This window comes from Scytonema sp. PRP1 (assembly GCF_036697665.2).
GTDB classification, from domain to species: domain Bacteria; phylum Cyanobacteriota; class Cyanobacteriia; order Cyanobacteriales; family Nostocaceae; genus Kalymmatonema; species Kalymmatonema gypsitolerans.
Genome location: NZ_JBAHYJ020000134.1, coordinates 1 through 16227, shown reverse-complemented (window position 1 = coordinate 16227; position 16227 = coordinate 1). Strand labels below are relative to the sequence as shown.

Sequence of the window (16227 nt, the reverse complement as noted above, 5' to 3'; positions counted from 1 at the left end):
CGTGTATCTGACTTCAGGCGTAATTAACAACGGTGTGAAAAGCGGGTGTAGGGCTGTTCGCTTGATAATTAAGTTCATTCAATACCGATAACAGGGGGATTCCCTCATAAAATTAATCCAAAATCCATAACAAAAATCCCAAAATATGCCGCTTGTCCGGCAACAAGTACCAATGGGATGATGAGGATACTGCATTGGGGATCTCAAGCAACACGGCAATAAGCGAATGACAACTCTAATTAGCAAAACCCGCCACTCAGCAGTTCGGTAGGAAGGAAGCGAGTTTTTCCCTTGGGAACCACCGGAAACTCGCAACGAAAATCCACACCCGGACAGTTTCTACAAAGGAACCCTTTTTGGAACTGTCCTCAAGAACCACGCTTGGGCGCAGTGTCCTCGCTTTTTGCCTCCCCTGTAGTGAAATTCACAGAGTGCTAACCCGTCGTAAAGAACAATCTCTTATTATGGCTGTTGCAACCCAAACCCTCGAAGAACTTTGTATTAACTCGATCCGCTTTCTGGCAATTGATGCCGTAGAAAAGGCAAAGTCTGGTCACCCAGGGCTGCCTATGGGCGCAGCGCCAATGGCTTTTGTGCTATGGGATCGCTTTATGCGGTATAACCCCAAAAATCCCAAGTGGTTCAACCGCGATCGCTTTGTTCTGTCTGCCGGTCACGGCTCTATGTTGCAGTATGCCCTGCTGTACCTGACAGGGTTCGACAGCGTGAGCATTGAAGATATTAAGCAATTCCGTCAGTGGGAATCCAAAACCCCCGGACACCCCGAAAACTTCATGACTCCAGGCGTGGAAGTTACCACAGGACCACTGGGGCAGGGAATTGCCAATGGAGTCGGTTTGGCGATCGCCGAAGCGCACCTTGCTGCAAAGTTCAACAAACCCGACGCCAAGATTGTTGACCATTATACCTACGTAATTTTAGGTGATGGCTGCAACATGGAAGGCGTTTCTGGTGAAGCTTGTTCTTACGCGGGACACTTAGGATTAGGCAAACTCATCGCTCTGTACGACGACAACCACATCTCCATCGATGGTTCTACAGATATCGCATTCACCGAAGATGTTTCCAAGCGGTTTGAAGCTTACGGTTGGCACGTACTGCACGTTCAAGATGGCAACACCGATTTAGAAGGAATTGCCAAAGCAATTGAAGAGGCAAAATCCGTCACCGATAAGCCTTCTTTTATTAAGGTAACAACCACCATTGGTTACGGTTCGCCCAATAAAGCAAACACCGCTGGTGTTCATGGTGCTGCCCTGGGTGGCGACGAAGTTAAACTCACCCGCGAAAACTTGGGTTGGGAACACGAGCCTTTTGTCGTTCCAGAAGATGCTCTTAAGCACTGGCGCAAAGCTGTTGAGCGCGGCGCAAACTACGAAGCTGAATGGAACAAAACCTTTGACACCTACAAAGGCAAGTATGCCCAAGAAGCGGCTGAATTTGAACGCTACACTAGCGCCAAACTGCCCGATGGTTGGGATAAGGTACTACCCAGCTACACCCCGGAAGACAAAGGAGTAGCCACCCGCAAACACTCAGAAACCTGCCTCAACAAACTGGCACCGGTTTTACCTGAGCTCATTGGTGGTTCAGCTGACTTGACTCACTCCAACCTTACAGAAATCAAAGGCTTTGGCGACTTTCAGCCAGGACAATACCAAAACCGCAACATCCACTTTGGCGTCCGGGAACACGGTATGGGCGCAATCTGTAACGGTATAGCGCTGCATGATTCTGGATTAATTCCCTACGGTGCTACATTCCTGATCTTCACAGACTACATGCGTGCTGCTATCCGCTTATCTGCCCTCTCCCAAGCTGGTGTGATTTGGGTGATGACGCACGACTCAATTGGGCAAGGTGAAGATGGTCCAACGCACCAACCGATTGAAACTCTCGCTTCCCTGCGAGCAATTCCTAAGCTAACGGTGATTCGCCCCGCAGACGGAAATGAAACTTCCGGTGCTTACAAAGTGGCGATTGAGAACGCGAAAGAAGACCGTCCCACCCTGTTGGCGTTCACCCGTCAAAATGTCCCGAACTTGGCAGGTACATCGATTGAGGGCGTGACCAAGGGTGGATACACGGTGGTCGATAGCGAGGGTACCCCGGATCTGATCCTCATTGGTACTGGTTCCGAATTGAGCCTCTGTGTAACCGCAGCCGAGAAACTCACCAGCGAAGGCAAGAAAGTCCGTGTTGTCTCGCTACCTTCGTGGGAACTATTTGAAGCACAAGATGCGGCTTATAAAGAGTCTATTCTGCCTAAAGCCGTCACCAAGCGTTTATCTGTAGAAGCTGCTGCCAGTTTCGGTTGGCACAAGTACGTGGGTACTGAAGGCGATACTGTTAGCATCGATCGCTTTGGTGCTTCAGCTCCAGGCGGTGTCTGTTTGGAGAAGTTTGGCTTCAGTGTTGATAATGTGTTAGCTAAAGCGAAACAATTGCTGGGTTAATTAGTAACAGACTATTCTCTTTCTTTTCAAGGTGGGCAATAAAGCCCACCTTTTTTTGTTTCATGAACCGTGTAGACGCCCAGAGGGTGCCTTCCTGTAGACCGCGAAGTAAGCGAGGCGTGAAAACACAAAGAAAGAAAAGAAGTTGTTATACCAATTCGACCTGAAGATGCTCTTAAAAAATGAGGCTCCGCCTCCCTAACTCGTTCCCAGGCTCAGCCTGGGAACAAGAAGTTGGATGCTCTGCATCCTGCTGCCTCGTTTGAAAATCCCATATTCCGCACAGATAAATTTGCAGCTACATCCCCACTGGCTACTCAAACTGCATCATCTTGTTAGACCAATCTTGCTTTTTGAGAGTATATAAATTACATATCTCATTATGGTAGGTTATCTTCCCTGAATAAATCATGCCTATTTTTATAAGAAGCTTTGATGAGGCAACATTTAACGGATCAACCAAGCCGATTAATTCTGGTAATGCCAATTTTTCAAATGCATATCGAACGCATTCCTTAAGAATCTCAGTTCCGTAGCCCAGTCCCCAATATTGCGGAAGAAGGGAAATCGCTAAATCATTTCTACCTAGGTCTTTTAGATATAATGGACCAGTGTTTCCAATAACATCACCAGAAGCCTTTAAGACAACAGCGTATCGACCATATCCATGTTTTGAATAATCGGCAATTGTTCTCGAAATGAGGAATTCCTCTGCTTGTCTTTTGTCTCTCAGCGGTTTTCCAATAAATTTCATTATGAGTGGATCTGATCTCAGTAAATAATAAGTGGAGATATCGCTTGGAGTCCATTTACGAACCATGGTTCTATTAGTTTCAAATAATATAGTATTCATTATTAATTAGTGTTACACTTCAGTTTTAAACACACTAACTGATGCTTGCAATTGCTGCGCGACTTCTACAGTTTGTTGTAAAGACGTAGACACAACGCGAGACGAATCAGCAGTGCGAACCGATGCTTTGGTAATTTCCTTCATTAAAAGAGAGACTGCTTGAGAAGTTTGAGCTTGAGACACTGTTGTCAGAGAAATCGACTCCACCAACTCGTCGATTTGACGAGACACTTCTACAATTCGCTCCATGCTTTGCTTAACGTCTTTGACTAGGTAAGCGCTTTCCACGACCTGAGTCGTTCCCTGTTCTATCGCTTCGACGACTGCGTTGGTTTCTAAGTGGAGATTTTGTACTATGTGTTCAATTTCTTTGGTCGCTTGGGCTGACTCGGCTGCTAAGCGACCGACTTCTTGCGCCACGACAATAAAGCCTTGATTTTCTTCACCAGCGCGGGAGGCTTCAATACTGGCATTGATAGATAATAAATTGGTTTGCAATCCGATTTGGTTAATTAAGGTGACAACTTTGGAAATCTCTTGGGATGATTCACCGAAACGTTTTATCTTTTCGGCTGTTTCAGTAATTGTCTGTTGTAAATTTAAGATGCTAGAAACAGTAAGCTCTATGACTTCACCTGCAGCCAAGGCAGTATTTGCAGATGCGCGAGCAACTTCTGCTGTTTGATGCGCACCATTGGCAACTTCTTGAATAGAGAGGCTCATTTGATCGACTGAATCAATGGTGCGGGTAATTTCTTCAGCCTGATTGAGTGCTTCATCTGCTAATTGATTGATAGCATGAGAGTTTTCCCCCACAGAAACATTGACTTGTTGGGCAGCTTGTTTCACTTGAATAACTATTTGCCGCAAGCTTTCGATGATCACATTCAAAAAGTCAGCGACTATCCCGATTTGACCGGTTGTAATTTCAGCCCGAGCTGTCAGGTCACCTTTGGCTACCTCTTGAACATCGCTAATAAGTTCTACAAGTTGATGTTGGAGAGTTTCTTTACTACGCTTCAATTCCTCTTCCGCCTGCTTGCGTGAAGTAATGTCCGATTGCACGCCGACAAAATTTATCACATTCCCAGTTACGTCTCGCACTGGAGAAATGCTTAATTCAGACCAGAACGTGGTGCCATCCTTGCGGTAATTCTTGATCACAACTTGACATTCACGCTCCTGTTGTACTGCTGTGCGTATTTCCTCAATAGTATCTGCGTCGGTGTCAGGTCCTTGCAGAAATCGGCAGTTACGCCCCAGCACTTCTTCTGGTAAATAGCCAGTGATGGTTTCAAATGCGGCATTGCAAAAGATGATAGGATTGTCTGGCTGACGCGGGTCTGTAATGAGAATGGCATTGCTAGCAGCGGCGATCGCACGGTCACGCACGCGCAGCACTTCCTGTGCGGTATTAAGTTCATGCAAAAGATTTGCTTGTTCTAGAGCAATGCTCACTTGAATGGCTAATTGCCCGAATAAATCAATTTCTGCCTTCTGCCAAATCCTAGATCCAGAACATTGGTGAGCGCACAATAAGCCCAAAAGCTGGTTATCACCTAAAATAGGTGCTACCACATTCGCCTTAATTTGAAAGTCTTCAAGAATCTGCCGATGACAGTCTGTAAAATTCGCCTCGTAAATGTTATTCGTAGCCTGGACTCGACCATTTTTGTACATTTCGATGTAATCTTCGCGAAACGGATCATGAACTGTTTTCCCTAAGGTTTTCATCCAACCAGATGCTACTGACTCGGCGATAATGGTGCCACTCCAATCAGGATTGAAGCGATAGACGATAACGCGGTCTAGATTTAGTGCTTTCCTGACTTCAGTGACGGCTGTGTTGAGGACATCGTCCAACTTAAGAGAACGCCGAATACGCAGGCTCACTTCTGTAAAGAGTTGCGATCGCTCAGCTTCTGCTTGTTGCTGTTTGAGGAGCATTGCTTGAGTCACCATTCGCCGATCCACGAAGGCAGTGAGCAGCGTACAACCCAGGATAATCAGCGTAGCAATGCCGATGCCCACAGCCAGCCAAGTGAAGGGAGGTTGCATTTCCTTGGCTGCTGTGCTTGCACTCCTCATCTGAGTTGGTGTGAAAGACGCAGCTGCCATCCCTGTGTAGTGCATCCCGGAAATTGCAGCCCCCATCACGAACGCACTCAAAATCTTGGGTCGTATACTGCCTTTACCAATCTGCAAACGCAGTTGAAAGGCAACCCACAGCGCTACTATTGACGCACTAATAGCGATGACTATAGAAAGCATAAACAGCACAGGCTGATACCGAGTCGCTGCTTGTATTCGCATTGCTAACATACCAACGTAGTGCATCGACGCAATGCCAATGCCCATCAGCACTCCACCAATTAGCAATCGTCGCTTACTCAAAATCTGGCGACTGGCAAGGAAAAGTGCGCCAAGTGAGGCAACAATAGCAGGGAATATTGAGAGCAGCACAATCAACACGTCATAGCTCATCGGTATCGGGAAACTGTAGGCGAGCATAGCAACAAAGTGCACCGACCAGATGCCCATTCCCATGACGATCGCGCCGCCAATTAACCATACAACTCTAGCCCCTGCCTGAGCTGCTGTTACCCGCCCAGCCAAATCAACCGCGGTGTACGAAGCAAGGACAGCTATCAGTATCGAAAGCGCCACAAGCCGTGGATCGTAAGTGCTACTCATCGCCACATCTGCCAGGAGCATCTATATTAACCTCATCTCAAACTGGATACTTGTGAAATCAGAAGTAAACTATGAGTACCCCTAAGACACCCATCAAGTGGGGCGCACTCATGGAGAGCGAAAAATCTTGACAAGCCACCTGACGGTGCTGATAAAAATGGCAGATGCAAAGTGCCGAAATCACACTTGTAAGAGAGCAAAATGCCTATTACAATAGAAAAATAATGCTATCATCTACCTTAAGTTATAAAAAATCATAATTTATTGCTCTTCAAATGTAAACATTTTTGATGCATCCGACTATATAGTATAATATATTACTTAAGTAAAGTTCTCCAGTTGCACTCTTAACTAGCAAATAGCCACTTATTTTTATTAGACGCAATTATTTGCCAGGTTGTGGATCACAATCTCAATATGCAAGCAAAAAACCTCTGAGTTCTGATTTCTCAGTTCTTTTTTAGTCAATCTTTTCTCAACTTCGTTCCACAATTCTTGCAGAATATAGCATCTGCATCGTGGAAAGACAAACCACATCCAGAACAAACGGTTTCCACCTGATTAGCCGTTTTGACTAATCGCTTGATCAAATCACCTACTTGCCAAGGAATGAGGGCAATACCTGTTAAAATCATCAACACTGTTAGCAGGCGACCTAGTTCAGAAATTGGAGTGACATCGCCAAAACCCACAGTTGTCATTGTCACAATGGAAAAATAAAAAGCATCCAAAAAAGTTGCAAAATTTTTTGGGTTAACAGGATGCTCTACTTGATAAATTAAACCTGAGTATACAAAAATAATTGCAAATAAAGTAAATAATATCCGTACAGAAATCAAAGTATCTTCTGTACTAATACCAAATAAAAATTTATTATCTATAAACCTGATTAACCGTAAAATTCGGAACCATCGCAGCAGTCGGATAAAACTGATAGCATCTGCACCTAGAAAAAATGGCAAAATTGCCATTAAGTCAATGATTGAATAGAAACTAAAGAAATACTTAATTTTATTTTCTTCACTCCATAGCCGTAGTAAATACTCGGCTGTAAAAAGTAGCAAAATTACCTGGTCTATACCATTTAAAAGTAGCCGTAAATTGTCAGGAATATTATAAGTTTGTGCTACAAAACTTACTGAAGATAGAAAAACCAGACCAGCAATGGTTAAATTCACAGATTTACCTACTGGTGTCTCCAAGTCTTGCAAGTAAAATGCTGTTTTTTCTCTGGTAAGTAACATAATTCACAGAAGCCACGTCTAACAAATACAGCACTATAGTTCTAAGTACCAAGTGCTGAACCTGTCATTTCTTATTTTTACCTCAGCGCTAATGATTTAGCACTGCTTAATGCAAGAAAAGTGAATGTGGTATATTTTTGATAATAATAATTTTCGGCTCTTAAGCTTATATGAACTCAGAAGAATTTATGCGTTTGGCGCTGGAAGAAGCAAAAAAAGGAGATGCACCTTACGGTGCTGTAATTGTTAAAGATAACCAAGTAGTTGCCCTAGCTTATAATACTGTGAAGCGAGACAGCGACCCTTCTGCCCATGCAGAGATTAATGTCATTCGCAATTTAACCGCTCAACTGCAAAACCCTTCTTTAGAAGGTTATACCATATATACCACTGGTGAACCTTGTCCGATGTGTGCAACTGCTTGCGTTTGGACGGGTATATCAGAAATTGTTTATGGTGCTTCTATTCAAGACTTAGTTTCTGTTAATCAATCTCAAATCAACATATCATGTGAAGAGGTTTTTGCTAAAAGCTTTAGAAAAATCAAGGTGCAAAGAGGCGTTTTAAGAGAAGAGTGTCTAAAATTATTCAAGTAGTTTCTCAGGTTTTAACAGTTATCAGTTATCAGTTATCAGTGAGCCAGCGCCCTTTGGAGGGTCTCCCGACCTAGGCGACTGGCTCTCCCGTTGGGTTATCAGTTTCATCCTTTGCATGTTTAAGTCCCCCACCAAGAGCACAGAAAGCGTTGGTGTCAGTACAACTATACCATACGCCTGGTCACTGTTCACTGTTCACTGTTCACTGTTTTAAGTAGCGTCATTTAAATAGGGCAAAAAAGAATTAGCAAAAATTGCAGCTTGGGTGCGATCGCGCAAATCTAAACGATTCAAAATATTCGTGACATGGTTCTTCACTGTCCCCTCAGAAATATAAAGTTGCTGTGCAATTTCTCGGTTATTAGCACCCGTAGCAATTAACCGCAAAACTTCTTTTTCTCTAGGAGTGAGTTCAGCTAAGCTAGGTGGCGGAGGCGTTGACTGAGTCGGCGTTACGCTAGAAAATTGAGTTAAAAGTTTTTTAACTATTCCTGGTCCTAATTGAGTGTATCCTTTGTAGATAGCACGAATAGCAACAGCTAACTCTTCTGAGGGTGTATCTTTGAGCAAATAACCCATTGCTCCATTTTGTAACGCCGCCTTCACATATTCATCATCATCAAAAGTTGTCAGCACTAAAACTTTAATTTCGGGAAAACGCTTTTGAATTTCCCGAGTTGCTGCAACACCATCCATAACAGGCATTCTTATATCTATAAGTACCACATCTGGGGACAATTCTCCAATGAGATGAATTGCAATTTCCCCATTTTCCGCGTCTCCCACTACTTCTAAATCCGGTTCTAATTCCAATAAAGCTTTTAATCCTTGACGAATTAAACTCTGGTCATCTACAAGTAAGACTTTAATCATGTTAGTCATGAGTCTCTAGATGAGTTACTAAAGACCTGGAAAGAGGAATAGTCGCTGTAATTTGGCAACCTGAACCAGGAGCGCTGTTAATATTAAAATAGCCTCCGAGTGCTAAAGTGCGATCGCGCATACTTTGAAGTCCAAAACCTGTAGTATTTTGCGTTAAATCAAACCCGATACCATTGTCCGAAATCCTCAACTGCAAACTGTTTTTAATCTTGGTTATTTCCAGTTTAATTTCTGTGGCTTGGGCATACTTACAGATATTTGTAAATGATTCTTGGACGATGCGGTAGATAGCAGTGCTTATTTCAACTGGGAGAGGGTGAGATAAGTGAATTTGACAAATTGGTGCGACACCAGTTGAACGCTGAACATTTTCTGCAAGTGAGGCGATCGCCTGTTCTAAAGATTGCTCTTGCAAAGGATGAGAACGCATAGTAGAAACTGATTGACGCACATCTTGTAGCGCCTTAGAACCTAACTCTTTTGCCTTTGCCAAGAAAGCTTGCGCTTTTGTTGGATTAGATTGCCAAAGCTTCAAACCAGTTTCTAATTGCAAATTTAAAGCTGTCAGAGAGTGTCCTAATGAATCGTGTATTTCACGAGCAATACGGTTGCGTTCTTCAAGAGTGGCTTGATTTTCAATTTGCAGAGCATATTGACGGAGTTTTTCATTAGCAATGGCTAGTTTTTCTCGGCTTTCTCGCTCAGATATAACTGCATTCATCATTAGTAAAACAAACAATAAAGCTAATCCGAATACCAGCACAAAGCTTAAAGTAAAAAACAAAAAACGCTCTTGTGATGCTGGTGATAATACTATGCGTGCAAATCGCCTTCTAAATGTTATCAAAAATAAAACAAATGATAAAGCTGTCACTACCAAGCGACCTGGTAACTGGAAAATTAAGCAACTACGAGTCACTAATATTACGTAAAAAAAAGGAAAAATTCGAGCAGTTCTTCCTCCGAAAAAATCAATTATTATAATTAAAAATATTTCTGCTGCGGTGTAAAGTATTTTAGTTATATGGTTACGAGTGGGCAATCTTAAACCCATCAAACCAAAAAGCATCAGACTACAAATTGTCAGTTCGGGAAACCTAGCCTGAAGTCGGGATGAGTGAGATGGTAGCGCTGCTGTCAAAGCAGCAAACGCTAGCAATATCCACTCCAAATAAAGGAGAAATCGAAAAGGATGATTGTTGAATTGAATCGGACGGGTCACAAAAATATACCCAAGTTCAACTAGTTATTATACTAAGCCTAAAAATCTGATTTTTCTGAGAAACAGGGTTGGCTATAGAGATTGCTCAGCTAATGCGCGTATATTTGTATGTTTTTGACTTTTATTTAGGTAAAAAGCAGAGAATTTACGGATTGACAAAAAAATATAATTTTCCAATCATTGGAAACAATTTCAACATTATTCATCCGATAACAAAAAACTTCAAGGTTGCCTGATGAATATCCTTGTATAGACCATGACTAAAGTCATGGTGTATTCGTGACTTTCTCCTCATGTCACCCTTAAACTTAAATTTTTATGATAGTAGTATCAAGCAGGAGAACAAGTGCGGTAGTTTATGAAACTCAAAAACTTATCACTCATTGGTGCGGCGATCGCCCTCAGTTTAAGTGCAACTTCCCTTGCAGTCAAAGCAGAGGCGAACTCCTCTTCACCCTTAGTTGTTGCACAATCTCAGGAAAAAGGGGGAGCAATGCAACGTTTGGGACTGACGGATGAACAAAAAGCCAAAATCAAAGAAATCCGCAGCAGTACCCGCGCTGAAATGGAGAAAATTCTCACTGAACAGCAACGAGAACAGTTAAAAACCGCTATGCAAAACCGCCAAGGAAAGCGGGGTGCGTTTGCTGCTTTGAATCTAACTGATGAGCAGAAAAACCAAATGCGTCAAATCATGCAGTCACAGAAAACCCAGATTGATGCAGTCCTGACTCCAGAGCAAAAACAGCAACTGCAAAAATCTCGGGAGGAAATGCGTGCTCGTCGTCAACAACGCAATCAGTAGCTGATCACCAGCGCCTTTGCCCAAGCTAGCAGATATCTGTCTTTTGGGCAATGGGCAGAATAAAAGAACAATAATGTCTATTGCTATCCAACGGCAACAGGAGCTTTTGCTAACTTACCATCTTCCATATAAACAATGCGATCGGCTATATCCAAGATACGATTGTCATGAGTCACCAACAAAATGGTACAATCTTGCTCTTTTGCTAGCTTATGCATCAGGTTCACCACATCTCGACCCGACTTACTATCAAGGGCGGCGGTAGGTTCGTCTGCGAGAACAATTTTGGGTTGACTCACCAGCGCACGGGCTATAGCCACCCGTTGTTTTTGTCCCCCCGACAGGTCATCCGGGTAGTAATTGAGACGATGCCCTAATCCTACCAAATCTAGCATCTCGGCTGAGCGTTTTTTCATCTGTTCTGGAGTAATACTCTTGTGCAGTTCCAAGCCCATCCTGACGTTTTGCAGCGCTGTTAAGCTACCGTGCAGGTTGTGTGCTTGGAAGATATAGCCGTGATTACGTCGCGCCAGTGTGAGTTGTCCTGCATTTGCACCACAAAGTTCTTGTCCTAATACCCGCAAACTCCCTTCCTGGGCTGAACGCAACCCACCTACCAAGGTCAAAAGTGTGGTTTTACCCGAACCAGACGGACCTGTCATAATAATAATTTCACCGGCGTTTATCTCCAAGTTGATGTCAAATAGCACTTGTTTGCGCAGTTGACCTTTACCAAAGTAGTGGTTGAGATTTTGAACAGATATGACAGATTTCATAGTCATTAGTCATTAATTTGTCATTTGTAGAGACGCGCCATGGCGCGTCTGTACATCTTCATTAGTCATTAGTTACTCTCCGCGTCCGGTGTGTCCTCTGTACAACATGAGTTTAGAACATATCAGCGGGGTCAGCAGATTGGACTTTGCGCGTAGCAATTGCGCCAGAAATCATACACATAATTATGGTCAGTACTTGTACCTGAATTGCTCTTGCCAAGGTCATGATCACTGGTAAATTGGTGGCGTTCCGCGTCATGGCGTACAGTCCAAAGGATACGCTGACACCTGGTAAAAAGCCTAACACCGCCATAATGATTGCTTCTTCAAACACCACTCCTAGCAAGTAGGCATTGCGATACCCCATTGCTTTGAAGGTGGCGTATTCTTTCATGTGAGCATTGACATCGGTGGAAAGGACTTGATATACGATAATCACCCCCACCAGAAAGCCCATTGTTACACCTAGGCTAAAAATAAAGCCGATCGCAGTGTTTGTTTGCCAATAGTTCTTCTCAAATTCAATAAATTCCTCTTTTGTCAAGACTTTGACATCATTCTTATCTGCTAAATGCGATTTTAAGGCAGTTGCGACTTGCTTTGGGTCATACCCTGGTTGTAGTTGAATCAAAGCCAAATTCACAGCCCCAGGTTCTTGTCTAGGAAATACTCGCAAAAAGTTCTGGTCGCTGGTTATTAAGGTACCATCAGCTATAAAGGAAGCTCCGACTTTAAATAAGCCATTAATGGTAATCGTCCGCCGTCCTATTTCGGTGGTGGCAGGTTTCCCCTGCTCAATTTGGGCAAATACGTTACTATACTCTCCTCTAGAACCACTGTCAAATAACATGGTATCTGGCAGCTTGATGGCGTTTAATTGGCTGTTCACCTCTGGTAAATTAAATGCTGGTTTATCGGGATTGATCCCCATAACGAGTATGCCAGTCTGTTTGCGCGTTTGAGGATTCTTCCAATCGATAAAGCCAAGATACATTCCCTCTGCTGACTTCACCCCCGGTATATCGATTGCCTGCAATAGTCGCCGCCGAGAAAATGTAGACAAATATGCCAGGTTACGTGCTTGGGGACTGAGGAGAAAAATGTCTGCCTCCATGCTGTGATGGAGTCTGGTGTTGCTGTCAAACAGCGCAGTCTGAAATCCCAGCTGCATGAACATGAGAACATCGGCAAAGGCAATGCCTGATAATGCTACCAAAAAACGGCTTTTCTGGTGACTCAGTTGCAGCCATCCTAATGGCGTTCGCCGCCGTAGTTGCTGAATTTGCTGGAAAATAAGTCCAATCACAGTTCAATTACCGCCCTTACTTGCAAATTGGAGAATCTCGCAGATTTCTGACTGGATGGCTCATCAAGTCGTACATGGACTTCCACGACTCTGGAATCAATATTGCTTGTGGGGTCGCTGTTAATAACATTCTGCCGTTGTACTTGCATCCCCAAACGATCCACAGTTCCCACCAATTGATCACTTAGGGACTCACTCTGTAGCTGCACTCGTTGCCCTAAACGCACTTTGTTAATATCACTTTGGTAAACTTCTGCAACTGCATACATCTGACTAATTTGCCCAACCTCTGCAATACCATCAGTTGTGGACACCAATTCTCCAGGACGGGTATTAATTTTGAGGACTTGACCATCTTGGGGCGATCGCACAAAAGCTTGTCTGAGATTTGCCTCTGCTCTTTTTACCGCTGCTATGGCACGATTGACTTCTGCCTGGGCTGCTGCTACATCCACAGAACGGACTTCCGCAATTTTATTTAAGGTCGCCCTGCCTTCTACTATTTCTTGTTCTCGGGATGTTTGGATACGTTTGAGATTGGCTCGTGCTTCTAGTACTTGTTGTTCTCGGGATGTTTCGATGCGTTTGAGGTTGGCTCGTGCTTGTGCTATTTGTTGCTGGGCTGTCGTAAGAGTCAAGCGCTTGCTATCCTGGAACGAAGCAGAAATTGCCCCTTGTTGATAAAGTGTTTGATAGCGTCGGTATTCCGCTAGGGCATTGTTTAGCTGTGCCTCCAGTTGACCAATCGTTGCTTTTTGTGCCTCGATTTCCGTACCTCTTTCTGCCTCTAAGCGAGCAAGGGTTGCTTTTTGCGCTTGAACTTCTGTGTCTTGTTCTGCTTGGAGGCGGGCAATAGCTGCTTTTTGCGCTTCTATTTCTCCCTGCTTGGCACCTGCTTTTACCTGCGCCAGATTTGCCTGAGCGACTCGTACCTGCTCTTGTGCTTCTGCTAGTGCTGCGGCGAGGCGATCGCGACTGTCCAAAATCGCAATCATCTGTCCTTCCTTCACCTGGCTTCCTTCCCGGACCAGCAATTTTTCAACTCGACTCCCTTCTGCCGATGCTGGCGCAGAAAGTTTAATGATTTCTCCCTTTGGTTCCAAGCGTCCCAGTGCTGTCACTGTTTTTACTTGCACTACTGGAATCGCCTGCTTCTTTACTGCTTCAGCGTTCGTATTTCGGGTTTTTTGTACCGTGTAAACACCTACTCCCCCTGCTGTTATAGTTGCCAATACAGCCATCAGAACAGGTGGACGGAAAATCGGTTTGAGAGGAGATGGACCCTCGAAATTGGAGTTTTCAAGCATAGTCTGCTACCATTGGGTGTAAAACTAAACGGTTTAGTCTTATTTCGTCTTATTTAGTCTTATAATATATCTAAACTAAACTGAATAGTTTAGTTATCTTCCTAGCAGTTTTCATTTGCACATATCAGGGCACAACAATTATCTTGCTCGTGCTTTGGTGGAGGTTGCCATCACTTGGAAACTGCTTGTCTTGGGTACACCCTAGCCACATACGTTATCTGAGGGAGGGTGGTGAAACCATACACCTTTAGTAGCATTTTAGGCAAATGTTTCAGCTTAATAGTATTCAAAATAAAAAAAAGAATGAAACTCAAAAAGATTATGCAAGTCTGGAACCTATGGTGAAATTGTTCTATTTGAATTTATAAATTTGTGCTTTCTGTACAAGAGTTGCACGCTTTACGTCCGGAAGCCGTAAAACATATTGTGAATTCTGTTTAAGTAATAATTAATACTTAATTTTCTCTATCTAAAGAGAGATTTAGAAAAGGTGCATTTTATGTTATTGAATTCCCAAAAATCAAGGAATTTATCGATAAGATTGTTTATACGACAGTATATTTGAAAAATGGTACGTGAAAGAGCTACTGAAGTTGAGCGCGACAGTTCATTAGATAAGGTTGAACAAATTTTACAAGGGGCGATGCATGAATTTCTCCTGCATGGCTATGCCGGTACTAGCATGGATAGGATAGCGGCGTGTGCTGGAGTTTCTAAAGCTACAGTTTACAGCCACTTTCAAGATAAACAAGGACTTTTTAAGGCGCTAGTAGAAAAACTGGCTCAAGAACGATTTCATTCCATCTTTGGTGCAGATCGGCTTGAGGGAGACCCGAAAATTGTCCTGCGCCGATTGGTAACAACAGCATTGAATGAAATGCTCAAAGATGAAGAGTTTCGTGCGTTTAAGCGAGTGGTAATTGGCGAGTCTGGTCGTTTTCCTGAGTTAGCCCAGTTGTGTATCGTATGCTTGATTAAACCGGCAATTGAGACTCTCAGTCAGTACCTAGCTTGTCACCCTGAACTCAACATACCTGATCCAGAGGCAACGGCACGAATTCTTCTCGGCTCATTGGTTCATTTTGTGATGACTCAGGAGATGATGAACGGTAAGGAAATTATTCCAATGGAGAGCGATCGCCTGGTTGATGCTTTGATACACCTGATTCTCAAGTCAGCCCAATGATATTGATTGTGGGAGCGACGCAGATACAAACTGTGCAGGTTGACTGCTTCCTATTTTCCTCCACATAATTCCCGCAACAAAAATGCATAAATTAGGTTGACCTATCCCTAAGTAAATAAATATCTTGTTCATAGTAGCCATTCCCCATCATCCAATATGGTTGTGGGGAATTTTGTTTTTGATACGAATTTTCTTTTTCACGCGAGCGCGCGGTGGTGGTCGCTGTAGCAGTCGAGCGGTTGGTCAGTGGCGGCGATTAAGCGATCGCGGGAATGAAATCGATAAAGCTAATCTCAGAAAATGCTGGAAATTTGAGGCTGTGTAGTTAAGGTTTAGCCTTTTTGATAACTTTATAACCAGCCAGCACTCAATTTGCCTAATTTGGCTTGCTGGCTGGTTTACACATCCGGCGCAAAAAATGAATACCGTATTAATCTGCAAAATATTTATATCCCTGAAGTAGGAAGTTCAGCAATGTAGTGTCTGCAACACTTAAAGTTAACATTCTTGTATCATGTTTTCCCCTGATACTTTTGATTGGGGGAATTTGCTTGTCCATTATTATTGTATGCAAAGTAATTAAAAATCCCGCCAAACGGGTAAGATTGGCGAGACGGCTAAGCTTGTATTACCTGGGGCTAAGTATCACACCTATGTAAGTTGTAAATCTATCCATATATATATATATTTATATTTATTTTATTGTCACTGCCAGTTTAGGTTGTGCCTTTCCTATATATTGCCGTCAGCGCCAGGTAGGGGTTTTTATTTTGCTTAATTGCCCTTAAGTCTATCGGGATAATGGTATATACAATCTTCTGTACTGCCATCTCTACAGTGGTATCTACCAACTTAGTACGTAAGAAACCAGTTATGCGA

The 16227-nt window shown here is 43.3% G+C and carries 13 protein-coding genes; 5 read left to right on the top strand and 8 right to left on the bottom strand.

What is annotated here, in order from left to right:
- The first annotated feature begins 464 nt into the window (after positions 1 to 464).
- Positions 465 to 2477 (top strand): transketolase, encoded by a 2013-nt coding sequence (gene tkt / locus V5G28_RS35525; protein WP_332994783.1) that lies wholly within the window; start codon positions 465 to 467, stop codon positions 2475 to 2477.
- 313 nt (positions 2478 to 2790) lie between these two features.
- On the opposite strand, the gene V5G28_RS35520 is transcribed toward tkt, so the two are convergent.
- The 3 genes from V5G28_RS35520 to V5G28_RS35510 form a co-directional block, all read right to left on the bottom strand.
- Positions 2791 to 3330 carry a GNAT family N-acetyltransferase gene (locus tag V5G28_RS35520; RefSeq protein WP_332994781.1) on the bottom strand — a complete coding sequence of 180 codons (540 nt, stop codon included), beginning with the start codon at positions 3328 to 3330 and terminating at the stop codon, positions 2791 to 2793.
- Positions 3331 to 3342: 12 nt separating this feature from the next.
- On the bottom strand, positions 3343 to 6045 hold the full coding sequence (locus V5G28_RS35515; RefSeq protein WP_332994779.1) for an MHYT domain-containing protein: 2703 nt from the start codon (positions 6043 to 6045) through the stop codon (positions 3343 to 3345).
- A 443-nt stretch (positions 6046 to 6488) separates the two neighbouring features.
- The gene (locus V5G28_RS35510) at positions 6489 to 7268 is read right to left on the bottom strand and encodes an ion transporter (RefSeq protein WP_332994777.1); all 780 of its coding nucleotides are present in this window, start codon (positions 7266 to 7268) and stop codon (positions 6489 to 6491) included.
- A 170-nt stretch (positions 7269 to 7438) separates the two neighbouring features.
- Between V5G28_RS35510 and V5G28_RS35505 the strand changes: the two genes are divergently transcribed.
- Positions 7439 to 7864: a nucleoside deaminase gene (locus V5G28_RS35505; RefSeq protein WP_332994774.1), complete on the top strand. Its 426-nt coding sequence runs from the start codon at positions 7439 to 7441 to the stop codon at positions 7862 to 7864.
- Between the two features lie 210 nt (positions 7865 to 8074).
- On the opposite strand, the gene V5G28_RS35500 is transcribed toward V5G28_RS35505, so the two are convergent.
- Both V5G28_RS35500 and V5G28_RS35495 read right to left on the bottom strand, forming a co-directional pair.
- Positions 8075 to 8737, bottom strand: a complete 663-nt coding sequence (locus V5G28_RS35500; protein ID WP_332994857.1) for a response regulator transcription factor — start codon at positions 8735 to 8737, stop codon at positions 8075 to 8077.
- A 1-nt stretch (position 8738) separates the two neighbouring features.
- Entirely contained in the window at positions 8739 to 9968 is a 1230-nt protein-coding gene (locus V5G28_RS35495) for a sensor histidine kinase (RefSeq protein WP_332994771.1), read from the bottom strand.
- Between the two features lie 358 nt (positions 9969 to 10326).
- Between V5G28_RS35495 and V5G28_RS35490 the strand changes: the two genes are divergently transcribed.
- A complete protein-coding gene (locus tag V5G28_RS35490; protein ID WP_332994768.1) occupies positions 10327 to 10773 on the top strand; it encodes a Spy/CpxP family protein refolding chaperone in 447 nt (148 codons plus the stop codon).
- 83 nt (positions 10774 to 10856) lie between these two features.
- On the opposite strand, the gene V5G28_RS35485 is transcribed toward V5G28_RS35490, so the two are convergent.
- The 3 genes from V5G28_RS35485 to V5G28_RS35475 form a co-directional block, all read right to left on the bottom strand.
- A complete protein-coding gene (locus tag V5G28_RS35485; protein ID WP_332994856.1) occupies positions 10857 to 11549 on the bottom strand; it encodes a DevA family ABC transporter ATP-binding protein in 693 nt (230 codons plus the stop codon).
- Positions 11550 to 11661: 112 nt separating this feature from the next.
- Positions 11662 to 12855, bottom strand: a complete 1194-nt coding sequence (gene devC / locus V5G28_RS35480; protein ID WP_332994765.1) for an ABC transporter permease DevC — start codon at positions 12853 to 12855, stop codon at positions 11662 to 11664.
- On the bottom strand, positions 12852 to 14162 hold the full coding sequence (locus tag V5G28_RS35475) for an HlyD family efflux transporter periplasmic adaptor subunit (protein ID WP_332994762.1): 1311 nt from the start codon (positions 14160 to 14162) through the stop codon (positions 12852 to 12854). The genes devC and V5G28_RS35475 overlap by 4 nt, the downstream gene beginning before the upstream one ends.
- A gap of 568 nt (positions 14163 to 14730) precedes the next feature.
- Between V5G28_RS35475 and V5G28_RS35470 the strand changes: the two genes are divergently transcribed.
- Together V5G28_RS35470 and V5G28_RS35465 are read left to right on the top strand one after the other, a co-directional pair.
- Positions 14731 to 15348, top strand: a complete 618-nt coding sequence (locus V5G28_RS35470) for a TetR/AcrR family transcriptional regulator (protein WP_332994760.1) — start codon at positions 14731 to 14733, stop codon at positions 15346 to 15348.
- Positions 15349 to 15472: 124 nt separating this feature from the next.
- Complete coding sequence (locus V5G28_RS35465; protein ID WP_336231551.1) at positions 15473 to 15673, top strand: hypothetical protein; 201 nt, start codon at positions 15473 to 15475, stop codon at positions 15671 to 15673.
- Positions 15674 to 16227: the final 554 nt, after the last annotated feature.